Genomic DNA, 15,915 nt, shown 5'->3' on the forward strand with positions numbered 1-15,915 from the left:
CTCCTACTTTGGATTATAAACTTAATTACATACAAAAAAAAGCCCTAATCCAATTAAGGACGAGGGCTTACTTACTTTTGATAACTGGTCGATTTCGACTAGTTTAAAACTATTTGCTAAGGTTACCTAATCGAGCAAATCCAAGATAGTCTTGCTTACCCTTTGTTTTAACTAAGCGATAAGGATTTCTCCAACCGTTATCGATTTTATTTACGTATCCAGTGATTGACGATTTACGTGCTGGACTCTCTGCAGTACTTGTTCCGTATAGTTGACTAGCGGTGACTTTATCCCCTACTTTTATCGCTACAGGCGCCTGAGCTTTTTGAGCAGTTTTAACACCTTCTAACTCATTTACTCGTGCTCTAACTTTTTCATATTCTGTAGCGCTAATTTTAAGTGAATTCTGACGGTTGATATGACCATCACCGTGTTTTCCTTCTCGAATCTCTTGCGCCATTTGGTTAATTGTTTTGCTTACTGGTTTTGGTGATAACTTCGTACCTAGCGTTCTTTCATTTACACGATCTCGCACTTGTTGATACATCGCATCTGTAAGACCGAGTGATTCTTGACGATTTTTATGACCGTCACCATGATCTCCACTGATTACTTCTGTGGCCATCTGTTCAATAGAACGCTCACGTTGAACAACTTCTGGATTAATTGGTTTAACTTCAACAGGTACATTCACTTTATCTAGCTTAGTATTCAATACAGATTCAAGCAACGCCTTAGCGAATAGATCCGTATTCTGAACCATTTCAAGGACATCGTGTGAACTCGTACCAAAAGCCAATTCTACCAAACGGTAGTTGATACCTTTATTCGCAGCAATACGAGCGTTACCTAAGTTACGACCGCTGATACCTAAATCACCTTTGTGGGAATAGCGAATCGGAACTCGACTCTTAATCGCTTTTACTAAGCTCAAGTCAATTGAATCAGCTTTAAATTCATGCCATACAATGACATGTCCACCACGCGCAGCAGCCATTCCAGCATCATAATGCATTTCAATCACGATTGTATTTGGACCATAAGACTTGGCTAACTGTTCCAGATTACCATGTGAGAGAACGTTATAGTCGGAGAAGAAAACAACATTAGCCCCTTTAGGTAGTTGTTTCTTCATGGCTGGAAAGAGATCCTCTTTCATATATTTATGCTCGCCTTTAGCGATTAACCCAGTTGCTCCTGGATCAAAAGTACCGTTCTTTCTTCTTCCGTGTCCTGCAATAAATAAGATTGTTTGTTTAGTCATGTTATTTTTCCTCCTTATTTTGTAGTTGCTCAGGTGTATTATTATTTAACGAATTTTCAATATCCGTCACACGTTTTTCTGTCTCTTCATTATTACCTTCAATTTTCATTACATCTGCATCAATATGAATTTTGTTCTCCGTCGTTTTCTTCAACTTAATCAATGAATTTCTGACTACATCAGGCAATGGCAAACCCAAGTGTCCCCAATTTTCTGTGAGACTTATCAAGTATGTTATGATCATCCATAGTGTAAATCCTTGGGCATAGGTAGCAAAGCCGAATAGTGGCAAATAGACGTTTAAAACGAACATCAAAAGTACGACTAAGGCATGTTTGGCAATACCAAACAAACTTACGGTTGAGCTCGTTTCCCCTGTCTTGAATGACTTTAATAACCCTGTGAGGATATCAAAAAACACGCACCAGATTAGCGCGTGCATGAATCCATTCTTATAAATTTGTACAACTTGTCCTGTGATATCTGAATATTCTAGTATCAACACGGGTTTCCTCTTTTCTATAATTTTGTGTAAAGAAAAAGAGCAGCCGCTATTGGCTACTCCATTTAAAAATACTTTTCAGTTCTTCTAGTCCAACAGTCAGTTCTTTTTGAGCTTCTATGTGAAACACTCTGATGCAATAACCAGATGGTATTTCTTCGAACCCTTCAACTCTCACCATTCGATGTCTCAAACCTTCGAACCTTTCATGTGGAGACTCTAACATAAATTGGCCTCCAATTTTGATTTCGTAAGATTTATCGGTTTTTTCTCCTTTAACGAAGACCTTAATACTAGATATCTTGTCATTTTCATCTCGAATGATAGTTGCGGTAGTTATAGTTTGCCTCACTTCAATCCCTCTTTAAATAACATATTTTATTTAACAGTATTTACTATACTATAAATAGGGACCACCGAGGGTAGATTATGCTTCTTAAGTGAGACAAGCTTATTCGCCTGTCCCTACCAATACACCAATCTTCACTTTCAACTTCTCCTGATCACTGCCAGCTTTCTCATATTCTTCTGCTGTCAATCGTACGCGACCACTAAGGCTATTGCCGTCTTGTGGTTGTGGCGTTGAGAAATCGACATCATAAGCACTCGGTTCAAAGTCTGAAGGCGTAGAAAACACTCTTCGAACATTGTTAATTCTAAAGTTGATCATATCTAGTTCCTCCTTAATTTCGCTTCCGATTTCTGTTTTCAATTCAATCAGTGATAGTGCCTCAATCTTTTCAAGCTCTAATGTCTGTCTCCCATCAAAAGCTGAACCCTCTTTTTCTACAACGTAGTTGGCCAATACTTGCGGATCATTAAAATCGATACTGGTTAAGTTCATTGTTCTTCCTCCTTGTTTTCTTCGTAGGCATCCATGAGCAGTGAATAGCCATAACTAACTTCTGCCGGGATTTTCTCTTCATAATCTTCTAAAGCCTTGAACAAATCCTCATATTTTTTGTTATACTCTGCGAATTCAATAACGACTTCTTCATTTGAAAGAACGTCCATCGCCTCAGTAAAAGCTTTCTGTTCTACTTTAGTGGCATCCTTTTTCACCAGTGGCCTAGAATCATCACTGTACTCGATTTCTCCATTCTCATCTACCTGGGCAATCGTCTTCACGATCTCCATCTCATCACTTGAGAACTCTTTCCGTTTTTCTTCTACACGGTCAAGTAATTTGTGCTTCCCCCTAGTTGGCTTTGGGTCTAATGTCGCGAAATTTAAAAACCCTGCGATCTTAGGTAAATCTCTATTTTTGAATACTAACTTTTTCATTACGCTGCTCCTTCTAAGAGATCTAGTCTCTTCTTAAGTTTTTTGATTTCGATGTCTCTTTGTAAATTGTCGTATGCGATTCTTTCAAATTCACTCATGACATGTTCTTTAAGATTGATGACTTTGTTATCTACCTCTTGTACGGCTTTAATTAGATAAGCGTCCACTTTATAGCCGTCAATACTATCTCCCTCTAACGAGGCAACTATCCGACTATCCTCGGCAATCAAGCCGATTTGCGTATGTTCAATACCATCTTTTAAATCTTTGATCAAATAGTAGTTAACAACCTTCAAACCATTGATGATAGATAATGCATCAACATCTGCAGGCCGAATATTGGTTTTTAATTTTCTGCTGGAGGAAACTAAAAAATTACTGGCACGTATATTATAGAAATCCCCGTTGGTATTACTGATACGAACCGCCCCTTGTCCATTGGGAGAAATATAAATATCTCTCGTACCGCTTCTTGGTGTTTCTAGACGATCTCCAATTAATCTCAACGTATTTCCTGAGACGTGATTCGTATAAAATAAACTTGCTTCTATCGAAGCATAATTGTTAGTACCATACGTCATCACTCGAACACGCCCACCAGTTGCAGGCATTAAATCCATGTGATTATCAATAGCCTGGATCCGTTGTGTTGAGTTATTTGAGCCTCTATCCTGAAAGTGGATATACTTGTATGAACTATTACCTACTCCATTTAAATAGATAGAAGCATTAGCACCTGTTCCTGTATTTCCCATCCCTGGAGCGATAACCAGTCCCTCTGTTGTATACTCTAATGACATGCTGTAGTTATTGCGGTTGAATAAAATACTTCCTTGTGTCAAAGTCAGAGTATTTCCAGTAGAAGGATTTGTCACTGATATCCGCCCATTATTTAGATTCCAACTAGAATTCGCTCCAGTGATTGTTCCTGTTGAGATTGCTCGAGCATTCATGTTGATAATATTTAACTGGGCACCGTTCAAAGTCCCTGTTGTGATGTTGTCAGCTGATATATCAATCGCCTTGATACTAGAAATAAAAGCTTGTTTAGAAGTCAGGCGATCAATCAATGCCGTTGTCGCAAAAAGCTTATCGATCATGGCTGTATCGGACTTGATGTGAACAGCAGAGATAGTATTTGCGATGAGGACTTTCGAACGTAAGGTTACGAAATCTCCTTCTGTACCGAATATTTTATTCGCTTTAAGCTCCAAAATAGCGGCATCAGGAATAAACGCCTTACCTGTGAAGTAAGTCGTCTCTGCATCCATTACGATTTGTTTGTTCTGAATTAATGTTCTTCCAGCTTGGATATTGATACGGCCGACGACATCGCCTTCCGTTACGGCTAAATCAATTTGATCTTTCAGTACGGATAGTTGTCCTTGAGATGCACCGCCCCCTTCAACTACGGAAACGAACCTTATTCTGTAAGATGCAGCTCTCAGAAAGAATATAGAAAAAGAATTTGTACTATTAGATTCATAGGAAAAAGTGATTCTTTTAGCCTCACTAGTACATGTTTCTTTAATATTATTTCCGCTAGTCTGTCCAATTGCAATTTCGGTAAAGCGATCAGCATTGATTTCTAATATTATTGTATAGATTTTACCGTTAGCCATATTGGTCATTGCTGGAGGTAAAAATATTCTGTTGCTTCCCGTCATATTAGGGTTATTGACAGACTGAGTGACAACAAACCCATCTCCAGCTGTTGACGCTAGAGAAACCTCAGCACCACGACTCCAAATAGAATGCAGTGCCCTGCCATCGTCGCCCGTAGTAACTAAATTTTGTACAGTCTGCTTACTCAATATACTAAACCCATTACTTAACGTAGCTACCTGTGTCGATAACCCACCTGGTCCACTTACCGTCTGTAAGGTACCGTTGGCAGTGCTCTCAATTGTATTCAAACGTCCTTCAGCTGTTCCAATTCGGTTAATCGTGCGATCAACATCAGACTGTAAAGTATTGAACGCTTTTGTCTCTATTTTTCCATCCAAGGTTGATTCAACTCTAATAATTGATTGGCTGAATCGCTCCGCTGTTTGTTCCATTTCAGTTTGGACAGTGGAAATAGCGTTACTTGTATCTGCTGGAGAAGGTTCCCAGTCTTTAGAGGTAGTATTACCTTTTACCAGTTTTAATTCTGAAAATTCAATTTCAGCAATTGTTCCTGGATCATGTCTAGGACAATATGCAAGAATCCTCATATCATGTACGTAACTTGGTAGGGTAACTGTCTTGACTACTTCTATCTCATCACCAACAACCATTGAAGCATATCGAGACCAATCAACGCTTCCTAAAACGAACGACCCTCTAGATTCACTATATAAATTGATAGTAATTGTAGCCCAAGGGTTATTTTGTGGAGTTGTAGGTTTATTGATCAATTTCGCTTTATATCTAATGGTATAAGTCGTATTAGGATTTAAGTTTTCTTTTACCCAACTATTACTATAAAGACCCGTTGCCCAAAACTTTGCTTTAAACTTTTCTAAAGTTTTTATCTGCAGACTTGTTGGCAAATCTTTAGCCGTCAGTATATTTCTTGTCCCGTTGTCTATTTCACCAATTGCATTCGTAATATCCGTCTGCCAAACTCGGTTCCGAATACTTCCGTTAACCTCATCAACTTTTTGATCAACACCATTAATTTTTGTATCTAACTTACCAGTCTCATTAAATGAGTCTATAGCTTTGTTGTAAGCTTCTCTCGCTGTCTGATCAGCTGTATTAGACTGCTGGATGATTCGATCAGTCAGGTCCGCAAGTGTTCCGCCAAACCCAGCACGTTGGATAGCATCCTCAATTTGTCGAGGAGCCGTTACGGCAATGTTTCGTACCTTGTCCAATTCACTATTGAATTCGATTTCGAACTCTTGGCTTTTTTGATCTGTATATTGTTCAGCATCGACTAATACCTGTTCGATAGCTTCTTGCGTGTTCTTCCGGTCAATTTCAGCTTCTTCGATAACGGCTTCTACTTCTCTTTTGACTTTGTCGATGTCAGCTGTATTACCAATCTCTTTCCAATACTTTTCTCCATTGACTTCAACAAGCAACCACATGATAGTTTCGTCGCCGTTATTCTGATAAGCCAAGTCTCCAACTTGCGCTTTTAGATCTAATTCATTAGGGTTTTTCGATACATTAAATACTCGAGTCTTACCATTGGCAGATTGACGAACACTAATAATCTCTTCTTGAATAGTATTTAATTCTTTTCGAATATCTTCTATATTGCTTTCACTAGAAGTGAATTCTAAAACATGATTTCCAAGCGTCGTACTTAGATAATGATTCTTCTGTAGTGGATCAGATGTGTATTCAACTAAACGAGAAGTTACTGAGAAGTTTTCTTCAGGTACAGAAACTTTAACTGTGTCTCCTTGCCTTACTTCTTGCAATTGAGCTAAATCTGAATATTCCAAAGTATTATTAAGCGTAATAAAATCCACGTTTACGACCATCTCTGGCTCATCTACGTGGTGAATAGTGTATTCTTCTCTGGCATATTCTCTCAGAAGTTTATAAGCCTCTTCTAAAGGAATTGCGTCCTCGTCATTAGCGTATTCTCCAATAGCAGCTTTCACTTCATAATCGATGATTCTTATTTTAGGATGTTCATTGTCAATAATCGGACTATCTATATACCTTTCTGGTAATTCTAGTCCATCGAAACCCCTAGGATATATTCTTGTCACTACCGTTGTTTCGTCAATAGATGCTTCGTAACCTAACAGGTCCTTCTTGTGTTCTATATGAACTCCGCGGTTAGATCCGAGTTGTGTCATCATATTGATTCTGAAGTTATCTCGAAGGATTTCGCCTCCCCAACGACTAACGAATGAATTGGCTTTACCATCGTCCAGCAATGCTTCTACCGGATTATATCTAACGATCCTGGCATTTGTTGAAGTCTGTATATTGGACAACCCTTCAAAGCGATGCGGGTATTGAGTAGATCGAAGTAATTGCTGAATAGCACTTTGTCCACTCTGTCCTACTATAAAAGTATCTTCGACTAGATTATCTAAGAGATCGTAAAAGATATGATGAGCTTCGACCTCAATAAACCCTAACACTTTAGTTATACGAGCAATTCTAAACAACTGATCTTGCATAAATGGAACTGGAACTCTAAGGATATTCCTGTTTATCAGTTGTTTTGAATTATCCAAGTACATAGGATACTCAAACGTGACATTGAATTCGCCATTCATTACCCATCTTACTTGTTGGTTAAAAATAAATTCATCAATATTTCCATATCCATTTTTAGAAAAATCCGTTTCTTTCTCGTGGTGAATCGTAATCATCGCCAACACCACCTTACTTCGATATCCACTTTTCTTGTGGATCCGCCAATTTCAATTTCATTATTACCTGGTAAAAATATAGGGTAGTGGCCACTCATCTTATTATCTTGATTGATTCCATTTCGATGAGCAGTCCCTCGATCAATGGTGATGTGCCCTTGAACATCTGTAAATACCATTTGATTATCATTGACTCGTACGCGACATATTCCATCACCGTATACTGTCAATTTCAAGGACGTCTCAATTACAGAAGGATTCTGTAAAGTAGTCTTTTGAGTAATTAATTGAATGCCGTGGTCTTTATACCAAAAAGGTTCAGTTATCATCTCAACTACAAAGTCCGCATACTCTCTAATATCATTCTCAGCATCGACTGGGTTCATTTGTTGGATAACACGGTAATAGTCTTTATCATCCGAAAAATGAATTTTACGTTTGTTCGTTAACCAATTGACGATATCTCTATACTTCGGTTTAGCACCGTTAATATCAATATAGTTAAATTTCAAACTAAAAGGCTTGGATCGATAACCAATCTTTCTAGTTAAAGATCCATGTCTTCCAGGTACCTCGATTGATTCATATTCCATCTCAGCAACTGGCACTACGGGGCGCTCTGCTAAACGGATATTAAATTTTTTATTGATACTTTCTTCATCAAATAATACGTCTATCAATTTTTACGCCCCTTTGCCAATGATTTATTTTTGTTCTTTTTACCTAATTCTCTATCAATAGGATCTCTAGTAACTTTTGCAATCGTTCTTCCATCTATTTGAATAACAATAGTTTGGTTTTGATTCAACAATTCTGATAAATGATCTTTGATTTGTTCGAGTAATTGACTTAATTGCTCTGCTCCAATATCCATTGTTGCAGCTATACCATCACCGATACCACCGAGTGTATCTTTATTTAACGGCAGAATTGCTTCACGTCCAGCTTCTCCACCTGCCATTATACTGTCGCCATTCATCCCAAAGGCTGTTGCCTTAGTCATAATCCCACCTTTGGCGAACCAATCAACTTTCAACTTTGGTACACCTTGAGTAATCCAGTCAATGGGATTCTTAGAACCCGAAACACTAAACTTAGGCATCTTCAACTTTGGTAACTTCCACTGAAAATTAAAGAAGCCTTTCATCTTATCAATCATTGTTTTAACTGTGTTCTTAGCTTTTGTAATTGGCTTTTCGATTGCTGACTTAATATTATTCCAAGTATTAGTTACGGAAGTTTTCAAGCTATTAAAAGCACTGGTCACTTTGTTCTTGACTGTATTTGTAGCGTTTCGAATAATAGATTTAACAGAATTCCAAACGCTATTTATAGTATTTCGAATTGCGTTCCATATAGACATAACAGTATTCTTAATTGAATTAAATACACTTGTCACTACGTTCTTAACAATATTCGCTGCATTGGTAATGATAGTTTTAATTTTATTCCATACAGTACTAATAAATGTGGAAATAACGTTCCAAACAGCTTGTGTTTTTGTTTTAATAGAATTCCAAACACCACTTATAAAAGTCGCTATAGTGTTTGCGACACCTTGTACTTTCGACTTGATTTTGTCCCAAATTGAACCTATAAAAGTAGAAACACTATTCCATACAGATTGCGTCGTATTTTTAATTGAGTTCCATACATTGCTTATGAAGGTAGCTATTGCATTAAGTGTATTGCTAACACTTTCTTTGATAGATTCCCAAATAGGCACAATCGTTTCCCTAATAAAATTCATAGTTGTTTCGATGACAGTTTGTATGAACCCCCACACCGAAGAAACTATGCCTTTAATAAAGTCTAATGCTATATTGATGATTGACGCATATGCATTCCAGTAATAAGCAATTACCGTCATGATTAATCCTAGTATCACAATGAATATTGTTTTAATGACTTCCCATGCTATAGTTATAACATTGGAGATAAAATCAAAAATTGGTTGCAATTTTTCCCCAAGCTTTTGAAATCCTCCTAATACCAGAGACTTAATAGCTTCTATTATGGAATTAAAGAATCCAGTCACTTGCGTCCATATTGTTACGATAGTGTTCTTTATCAAATCCATTTGTTGACGAACCATGTCGCCAAGCGTTGCCCAGTCTCCTGAGAATATGGCCAATATCATGCCTGTAACGTTCATAAATGTGTCGTAAATGAATGTCCAGTAAGTTTCAAAGATGTGCCATAAATTGGTCATCGCCATTTCAATATTATAGACAAAGTCTTGGAAGTGGCCGTTACCCATATCTAGGATATTAGTTAAAAAACCTACGATAGTATCATAAATGTTATTCCAAATATCATAAAAGAAGCTACGAATAGACTCCATTTTATCGGTAAATCCTTGAGTAAGATTATCAATAAAATTAAATACCGAATCTACAATACTATTCCAAGTATCTAAGAAAAATGTTTTGATGCTTCCCCAAATTGATATAGCTTTTTCTTTGATTGTATCCCAATTCTTCCAGAGTAGAACTCCAATAGCTATAACAGCTCCAATTGCTGCAGTAATAGCAACGAGTGGCCAGTTTATAGCAAACAAGACAGGCGCCAAGAACGTAATAGCAGTCTGTAAAAGTCCAACGCTACTTACAAGTGTCTTAATGATTGAGAAAGCTTTAAAGGCTCCTACGACAACAGGGACGATTGCACTAATCGCTTGAAAGGCTACAATAGCACCCATTATTCCCAATATTAGAGGCGACCATGTATCAATAAACTCTTTCACATCAGTTATAACCTGTCTAAAATCTATCTCAAGTAACGCTTCCCATAGTTGCGTTATGGCCTCCCATACGGTATCTAATATCCCAGAATCTTGTAATTGACCCCACAAGTCTTTGAAACCATCTTTAACTGCTATGATAACTTCTTTCAAAGACTGCCAAGCGGTCGAATCTTGAATTTGGTTTTTCAGTTTGACCAAGTTTTCAATTAACGGCCCAATATACTCCGCCGCTTTTTTTAAAGTATCTTCAAATGCTTTACCGAAGTTTGATACCATCGTCCTCATATCAGGAAGACCGTTTTCGGTTAACATCAAATCAATTTGCTGAATAATCGCAACAACACCACGAGTTACAGCCGCTTTCATATTATCAAAGGCTGCTCCCCAAGAAGCCCCTGCCTCTTTTGCTGCACCTGCAATACCTGCAAAGTTTGCTGTCCCGTCATCAAATGCTTTGTTCATCGTATCAATGAACTTATCTGCAGAAATGTTTCCTTTTGAAATTTCATCGGAAACTTGTTCAACACTCATTCCCGTTGCATCAGCATATATCTGTAGCGCAGGAATTCCTGATTCAATAATCCGGTTTAGTTGCTCCATACTTATTGAACCTTTAGCAGACATCTTGGCCATCGCATCATTTACAGTGGCAAATGTTTGGTTGGATCCATCGCCATAGAATGCAACAGCATTACCCCAAGACTCTACAGTTTTTTCTGCTCTTCCAATATCCATATTAGATGTAACAAAATTTTGGACGCCTTGAGCGGCCACATCTAAGCCGTAAGCCGTCCCCGTTACAATTTCTGTGATCTTGGATAAACTATTCGCTGCAGCATCAGATGAACCGAGCATTACTGTCATTACGCGATTAAATTGCTCCATAACGTCAATTCGACCAAAAGCTGATTGAATTGAACCTTTAACAAGACCAATGGCACCGTTTAAGAGTTTGAACACACCAACTGCAGTAACGAACTTTGCGACGTTAGCCGCTGCCGTTTTAAAGAAACCAGCGAATCCGTTACCGGCTTTTTTAGCTTTACCTGTAACGTTATCGATACCTTTCTCTGCGTCAGACGTGTCTACGCCAATCGTGCCGAATAATTTGAATATTTCTCCCACTTACTCACCACCTTCCACATTGATTGGTTTGATAAATTTGAAGGATTCGGCAATGATTTCTTTCTCTTTTTGTTCTGTGAGTTGTTTGGATTTTTCTTTGTTAATCTTCTTGTAGTGCTTTTTCTTGAAGTCTTGAAAGTTAGATTCTTGATCTTTATGCAACCAAGTCTCATATAGCTGGTCCTGATTCTCTTGATCAAACAGATACAAAATAAAATCCGAAAGACCTTCCAGCGTGAATGTCGCTAGTAAGTCTTTCGGATTTCCGTATCTCTTAAACAAGATATCTTTTATTTTAAACTCACCGTCATCTATTGAAGTAATGACGCGATAGAGGTAAAAAAATCTTTCAGTTCAGGTTTCTTAAAGAACTGAATAATCAACCCAGTATACTGAGTTAAACCAAGCTCTTCGATATCTGATTTCTTAGTATCAGTCAAACTGGCCAACAAATCATTAATGTCTACTTTCAGTTTCTTCGAATTTAATAAAACTTTCTGTAGCAAACCGGCCATTGCTTCCATTCCACGTTTTTCAGCTTCTTTTTCAAGTTGCTTCTGACGTTTCTCAGCTTTTTCTTTTTCAGCTTTTGTTGGTTCTTTTTCTTTGTGATCCATCGGAATAATGGTTGCAGTAGATTCTACATTTTTCTCAAACATCTGAATGAATTCTTCTTTGATGTCTAGCTTACCTACAATGTTCAATAAGTCGAATAGGTCATCGCCCTTTAACTCGCGTAATTCCATTCTTATTCATCTCCTTCTGTATTATCTGGACTAGTCGTTGATGATCCATCTTGTGGTGGGAAGAGAATACGCCATGGATATTCGTCTTTGCCAAGCTGCTCGTGAGTAGCATGTGCTTCATAGACCTGTTCAATAACAGCCTCGTTATTGTCTTCTGTTGCAATCTCAACACCATTATTAACAATGACATTATCCAAGATTACAATCACGGGTTGTGTACTTCCGCTTAATCTACCAACGATAGCAATGTTATCAATATAATCTGCGTCGTTGATGTAACGTTTGGAAGAGACTACCTTGTAACCTTCAGGCGCAATCGTGGGTGAAGGTGTTGTAATCCGCCCATTTAACGAACGTTTGATTGTTTCTGCCGTGATTTCTTTCATATTCGTTGTAGCTGTCGCCACAGCAGTTTCTAGTATCTTTTGACCTTTGACACGCATATGACTCGTCCCGTCTGTTTCAATGTCACGATACGTGTTTTCTACCGCTACCGTTACCCCACCACTCGTTGCGCCTGCTAACGTTCCTGTAAATTCACCATTAGCGAATTTTAAGTTTAAATATACGACAGCTGCATCAATCAGATAACGCTGCGGTGTTTCTTTTGTAAATCCAGTTTTTGCTAAACCCATTCTTTCTTCCTCCAATCAACCTTACAGTAAAACTGTAGGTTTCTTCTTTTTATAATGTCGTCCCCTGTAGGGATTTTTACTGAACGCAAAAAATTAAACCGAATATAGACATCATCCGTCATCACTCTGTTTCTTTTGAAATGGTCCTTCAATTTGCTTTCAATATTGAATATCTTCAGGTAATTACCTGAATCATCGAATATATCAACGTCAATGTAAAATCCATCTGTATGCAACTCAATTGGTTCTGAATCAAAGTCATACGTCAAATACGGATAAGTGACTGTACTAGATGAATTTCTTTCTAAATAACTTTCAGAATGCACACTCGTAAATTGTTTGTAGAGTTCTTGTAAAAAAGGGATCATCCTATCACTTCCCTCTAAATGATGATTTTAATTTAGTTCCGATCAAATTTTCTATTTCTTTCCTGGAACCACGGAATGCTGGTCTCAAGAACGGTTTCGGTTTCATCCCGTACGTGAATATCCATCTACCATCGGGATGTTTATAGACCCATCCGCCTTTTCTACCTGCCCCGTTTTCAGCAAACTCTCCAGTTCCGAATTCTACATAAAAAGCATGTATATTCGGTGACCCAACTTGACCAACTTTCGTATTGCCTTTAAACGTAATACGGTGGTCAATCTTGTCTCTTAGTTCTCCGGTATCTACTCGTGCTAATGCTTTTGCCCTACCTTCTACTACCAATAGGGCCGCTAGTAATCCTTCTTCACTGGCTTTACCTAACTGTTCTTTAGCCTGTTGTGAGTTGTCTTCAAATTTGAAACTATCTCTAGCCATTCAGTACACCGCCAAACTTACAATAAATTTCATTGTGATGGCCAACGCCTACTGGATCATCTGAGTAGGTGATGGTGTAGTATCTCTTATTGCTATCCACTACACGCATTTTGTCGGTTATACCTTCAGTGAATTGTGGTAATACAAGAATATGAGTTGATTCTTCAATAAAAGCATTTTGGACACTATTCATATCCGTCCCAGTAATCAGATCTAAATAGCCATCAACTTTCTTGAATTCTGACCATGAATCAGTATGGCCACCGATTCCGTCTGGTTCTCTCTTAGATTCTTCAATTACAAATTGATTCATGAACCCCACCGCATTTTTTCGTACTTATCTAAAAAAGACAGTAATGACTTTGGATAGCCATCTGTATTATCTGTTGCGTTGACGTCATAATAAGTCTTACTCATTCGACTAATTGTTTCCGATTTGATTCCGACTTTATCACCCATCTTCAAATCGTACTGAATCAACTTCTTGATCCCTCGTTTAATATCCGGTGGATACTGGACTAGAGTCACTATGATATCCTTGCTATTTTCGTCAAATAATCGCTCACTGTCGACTTTGATTGTTGTATCGACTATTTCATCGACTACATACAAACCATCGTTATAATGGCTATAATTCAACTCTATCGTGTCGCCTTCTCGAAGACCTTTCGGAGTTTCTTGAAGGATGAACGATCCTGATTCGGATACTGTTACATCTGAAAATCGAATGTTATTTTGCTGAAAGTTGTTGTTAGTTAATCGTCTGACAGCACTCTCAAAAGCTTGCAAGTCATCTTCCATAATGTTTGGATCGATTTTCTTTGCATCTTCCAATGTGATGATCATACACTCACCCCAATCTAAAGAAAAAGAGAGCTAAAAATAGCCCTCTTAGTTCCCTGTTTCAGTTCCGGTACCGCCAGCTTGTGAAGTACCTTGTTTAACAATGAAGTCCGCCAACGTATCTTTTTGAATAACCTTACGTCCCCAAACAGATAGACCTTTAACCGCATCTGAGAAGTTTTTCTCTGGACGGTAAGCTTCTGTCTCCACAATTTGATTGGCGAATGAAATTGCTTGGTTCGTTCCTGCTGGAATGTGCACTAATCCACCTGCACCAGTTTTCAAGTTGTTTGATTCTAGTAATTGGAAACGACCAACTCGCGCACCCTCTACTACACCACTAGCCAAGATGTTCATGTCTTTTGTGAAACGAGGATCTTTAGCTAATAGTCCTAGATACCATGGCGGCAATACGATTTTACGTCCAGCTTTCGGTACATTTTTCTCGTCTAGCTTCACACCTAAATCTACTAAGAGATCATAAGCTGTGTCTTTGAACACTTCTTGTGGACTTGAAGCAGTACCAACTTTAATACCAGCACCTGTAGCTGCTACATCGAATACGTCTTGATCAATAACATCAGCTAAGTTGTATCCTGCACGTTGCATAGAACCATCTAGTAAGTTCACATTTGATTGTGCTCTATCCACATCTTTTACAGCAAAGTTGAAGTATTTTGCTTGATCAATGGTCAATGTTTGTTGTTTTGAATCGATTTCTTCTGGATCGTCAATGTCGGTACCATCGTAATCCTTGATAGTGATGTTTCCTAGTTGATTGATTTTAACTGTGTCACCATAAGCCTGAATTTCGCCTTCGTAATCACGGTTAACCATCTGTAAAGCTACCAAAGATTTGTCTAGATTCGCCAATAGCCGAGCGCTCCAGATTGTTGGAATAAAGTTTTTAAAGTTTGAATTTGGTAATGCCATTATTCATTTCCTCCTTGTTCGAGTGCAGCTTGGACCGCATCCCAATTGTCATTAATTTCTTGTGGTGTTAATTTGTCTAATTGATCAAATGAATAAGCAGTTTTCTGTTTGCCACCATCTAATTTGTTGTCTACAGCTTTATAACCAGGGGCACCTAGCTTATTGTCATCATTGGCTGGATCTGTAGTTGATTCAAAGTGGTCCGGCGTAGATTCTTTCAAACCTTTGATTTTATTGTCCAAATCCTTCACGGTGCCGTCTTTATTCAATTCAACTTCGCCTAGCTTAAAACGAAGATAATCAACGTCTTTTGCACCTGCATCACGTAATGCTGATTCTACAGCGTGTTGCTTATTTGTATCAGCTTGTTCAGCCTGCAAACGTTCAACTTCTTTTTCGTAATCCGTAATCTGTGTCTGCAGTTTTTCGACATCTTTATTATCCTTTTTGAGAACACTAAGAGTATCGTTAGCAGACTTCAGTTCTTCCACTTTAGAATTAAAGTCTTCTTTAGGAACGGCGTTCTTTGGAAATTCCGCGTCAATCTCCTTATTCGCTGCTTCTAAATCAACTTTCCCATTCTCGTCAGTGTGTTTCTTGATAATTGTTTTAATCCATTCCATTGTTCATTCTCCATTCCTTTTTATTCTGGTCGGTGCCAGTTAGAGTAGTGAGATATTCCGCTCACATTCGGTGTTGAGACTT

Annotated in this window: 17 protein-coding genes; all 17 read right to left on the reverse strand. The window is 38.1% G+C overall.

Annotation, left to right across the window (positions count from 1 at the left end):
- Positions 1-109 precede the first annotated feature (109 nt).
- Positions 110-1,264 (reverse strand): hypothetical protein, encoded by a 1,155-nt coding sequence (locus ACFP65_RS08165; RefSeq protein ID WP_379917543.1) that lies wholly within the window; start codon positions 1,262-1,264, stop codon positions 110-112.
- 1 nt (position 1,265) lies between these two features.
- Positions 1,266-1,769 carry a phage holin family protein gene (locus ACFP65_RS08170; RefSeq protein WP_379917545.1) on the reverse strand — a complete coding sequence of 168 codons (504 nt, stop codon included), beginning with the start codon at positions 1,767-1,769 and terminating at the stop codon, positions 1,266-1,268.
- A 46-nt stretch (positions 1,770-1,815) separates the two neighbouring features.
- Positions 1,816-2,118, reverse strand: a complete 303-nt coding sequence (locus ACFP65_RS08175; RefSeq protein ID WP_379917547.1) for a hypothetical protein — start codon at positions 2,116-2,118, stop codon at positions 1,816-1,818.
- A 99-nt stretch (positions 2,119-2,217) separates the two neighbouring features.
- The gene (locus tag ACFP65_RS08180; protein WP_379917549.1) at positions 2,218-2,610 is read right to left on the reverse strand and encodes a hypothetical protein; all 393 of its coding nucleotides are present in this window, start codon (positions 2,608-2,610) and stop codon (positions 2,218-2,220) included.
- Positions 2,607-3,050, reverse strand: coding sequence for a DUF1617 family protein (locus ACFP65_RS08185; RefSeq protein WP_379917551.1), 444 nt, complete (start codon positions 3,048-3,050; stop codon positions 2,607-2,609). The genes ACFP65_RS08180 and ACFP65_RS08185 overlap by 4 nt, the downstream gene beginning before the upstream one ends.
- Complete coding sequence (locus ACFP65_RS08190; RefSeq protein WP_379917553.1) at positions 3,050-7,378, reverse strand: phage tail spike protein; 4,329 nt, start codon at positions 7,376-7,378, stop codon at positions 3,050-3,052. Before ACFP65_RS08190 ends, ACFP65_RS08185 begins: the two co-directional genes overlap by 1 nt.
- The gene (locus tag ACFP65_RS08195; protein WP_379917555.1) at positions 7,375-8,058 is read right to left on the reverse strand and encodes a distal tail protein Dit; all 684 of its coding nucleotides are present in this window, start codon (positions 8,056-8,058) and stop codon (positions 7,375-7,377) included. The genes ACFP65_RS08190 and ACFP65_RS08195 overlap by 4 nt, the downstream gene beginning before the upstream one ends.
- Entirely contained in the window at positions 8,055-11,249 is a 3,195-nt protein-coding gene (locus tag ACFP65_RS08200; protein WP_379917557.1) for a tape measure protein, read from the reverse strand. Before ACFP65_RS08200 ends, ACFP65_RS08195 begins: the two co-directional genes overlap by 4 nt.
- Complete coding sequence (locus ACFP65_RS08205) at positions 11,250-11,531, reverse strand: hypothetical protein (protein WP_379917559.1); 282 nt, start codon at positions 11,529-11,531, stop codon at positions 11,250-11,252.
- A 29-nt stretch (positions 11,532-11,560) separates the two neighbouring features.
- Positions 11,561-11,995 (reverse strand): hypothetical protein, encoded by a 435-nt coding sequence (locus ACFP65_RS08210; protein ID WP_379917561.1) that lies wholly within the window; start codon positions 11,993-11,995, stop codon positions 11,561-11,563.
- Between the two features lie 2 nt (positions 11,996-11,997).
- Complete coding sequence (locus ACFP65_RS08215; RefSeq protein ID WP_379917563.1) at positions 11,998-12,630, reverse strand: hypothetical protein; 633 nt, start codon at positions 12,628-12,630, stop codon at positions 11,998-12,000.
- Complete coding sequence (locus tag ACFP65_RS08220; protein WP_379917564.1) at positions 12,621-12,998, reverse strand: hypothetical protein; 378 nt, start codon at positions 12,996-12,998, stop codon at positions 12,621-12,623. The genes ACFP65_RS08215 and ACFP65_RS08220 overlap by 10 nt, the downstream gene beginning before the upstream one ends.
- 4 nt (positions 12,999-13,002) lie before the next feature.
- Positions 13,003-13,434 (reverse strand): HK97-gp10 family putative phage morphogenesis protein, encoded by a 432-nt coding sequence (locus ACFP65_RS08225; RefSeq protein ID WP_379917566.1) that lies wholly within the window; start codon positions 13,432-13,434, stop codon positions 13,003-13,005.
- Positions 13,427-13,747: a head-tail adaptor protein gene (locus tag ACFP65_RS08230; RefSeq protein ID WP_379917568.1), complete on the reverse strand. Its 321-nt coding sequence runs from the start codon at positions 13,745-13,747 to the stop codon at positions 13,427-13,429. The genes ACFP65_RS08225 and ACFP65_RS08230 overlap by 8 nt, the downstream gene beginning before the upstream one ends.
- Positions 13,744-14,280, reverse strand: a complete 537-nt coding sequence (locus tag ACFP65_RS08235) for a hypothetical protein (RefSeq protein WP_379917570.1) — start codon at positions 14,278-14,280, stop codon at positions 13,744-13,746. Before ACFP65_RS08235 ends, ACFP65_RS08230 begins: the two co-directional genes overlap by 4 nt.
- A 45-nt stretch (positions 14,281-14,325) precedes the next feature.
- Positions 14,326-15,210 carry a P22 coat protein - protein 5 domain protein gene (locus ACFP65_RS08240; RefSeq protein ID WP_379917572.1) on the reverse strand — a complete coding sequence of 295 codons (885 nt, stop codon included), beginning with the start codon at positions 15,208-15,210 and terminating at the stop codon, positions 14,326-14,328.
- On the reverse strand, positions 15,210-15,833 hold the full coding sequence (locus ACFP65_RS08245) for a phage scaffolding protein (RefSeq protein ID WP_379917574.1): 624 nt from the start codon (positions 15,831-15,833) through the stop codon (positions 15,210-15,212). The genes ACFP65_RS08240 and ACFP65_RS08245 overlap by 1 nt, the downstream gene beginning before the upstream one ends.
- Positions 15,834-15,915: the final 82 nt, after the last annotated feature.

This window comes from Marinilactibacillus sp. GCM10026970, from assembly GCF_042660675.1.
In the GTDB taxonomy this organism is placed as follows: Bacteria; Bacillota; Bacilli; order Lactobacillales; family Carnobacteriaceae_A; genus Marinilactibacillus.

Excerpts from the sequence above, each read along its gene's own strand:
- ACFP65_RS08165 (WP_379917543.1), bottom strand. The coding sequence starts at position 1,264 with ATGACTAAACAAACAATCTTATTTATTGCAGGACACGGAAGAAGAAAG.
- ACFP65_RS08240 (WP_379917572.1), bottom strand. The coding sequence starts at position 15,210 with ATGGCATTACCAAATTCAAACTTTAAAAACTTTATTCCAACAATCTGG.
- ACFP65_RS08220 (WP_379917564.1), bottom strand. The coding sequence starts at position 12,998 with ATGATCCCTTTTTTACAAGAACTCTACAAACAATTTACGAGTGTGCAT.
- ACFP65_RS08185 (WP_379917551.1), bottom strand. The coding sequence starts at position 3,050 with ATGAAAAAGTTAGTATTCAAAAATAGAGATTTACCTAAGATCGCAGGG.
- ACFP65_RS08235 (WP_379917570.1), bottom strand. The coding sequence starts at position 14,280 with ATGATCATCACATTGGAAGATGCAAAGAAAATCGATCCAAACATTATG.
- ACFP65_RS08190 (WP_379917553.1), bottom strand. The coding sequence starts at position 7,378 with ATGATTACGATTCACCACGAGAAAGAAACGGATTTTTCTAAAAATGGA.
- ACFP65_RS08225 (WP_379917566.1), bottom strand. The coding sequence starts at position 13,434 with ATGGCTAGAGATAGTTTCAAATTTGAAGACAACTCACAACAGGCTAAA.
- ACFP65_RS08230 (WP_379917568.1), bottom strand. The coding sequence starts at position 13,747 with ATGAATCAATTTGTAATTGAAGAATCTAAGAGAGAACCAGACGGAATC.
- ACFP65_RS08215 (WP_379917563.1), bottom strand. The coding sequence starts at position 12,630 with ATGGGTTTAGCAAAAACTGGATTTACAAAAGAAACACCGCAGCGTTAT.
- ACFP65_RS08245 (WP_379917574.1), bottom strand. The coding sequence starts at position 15,833 with ATGGAATGGATTAAAACAATTATCAAGAAACACACTGACGAGAATGGG.
- ACFP65_RS08180 (WP_379917549.1), bottom strand. The coding sequence starts at position 2,610 with ATGAACTTAACCAGTATCGATTTTAATGATCCGCAAGTATTGGCCAAC.
- ACFP65_RS08210 (WP_379917561.1), bottom strand. The coding sequence starts at position 11,995 with ATGGAATTACGCGAGTTAAAGGGCGATGACCTATTCGACTTATTGAAC.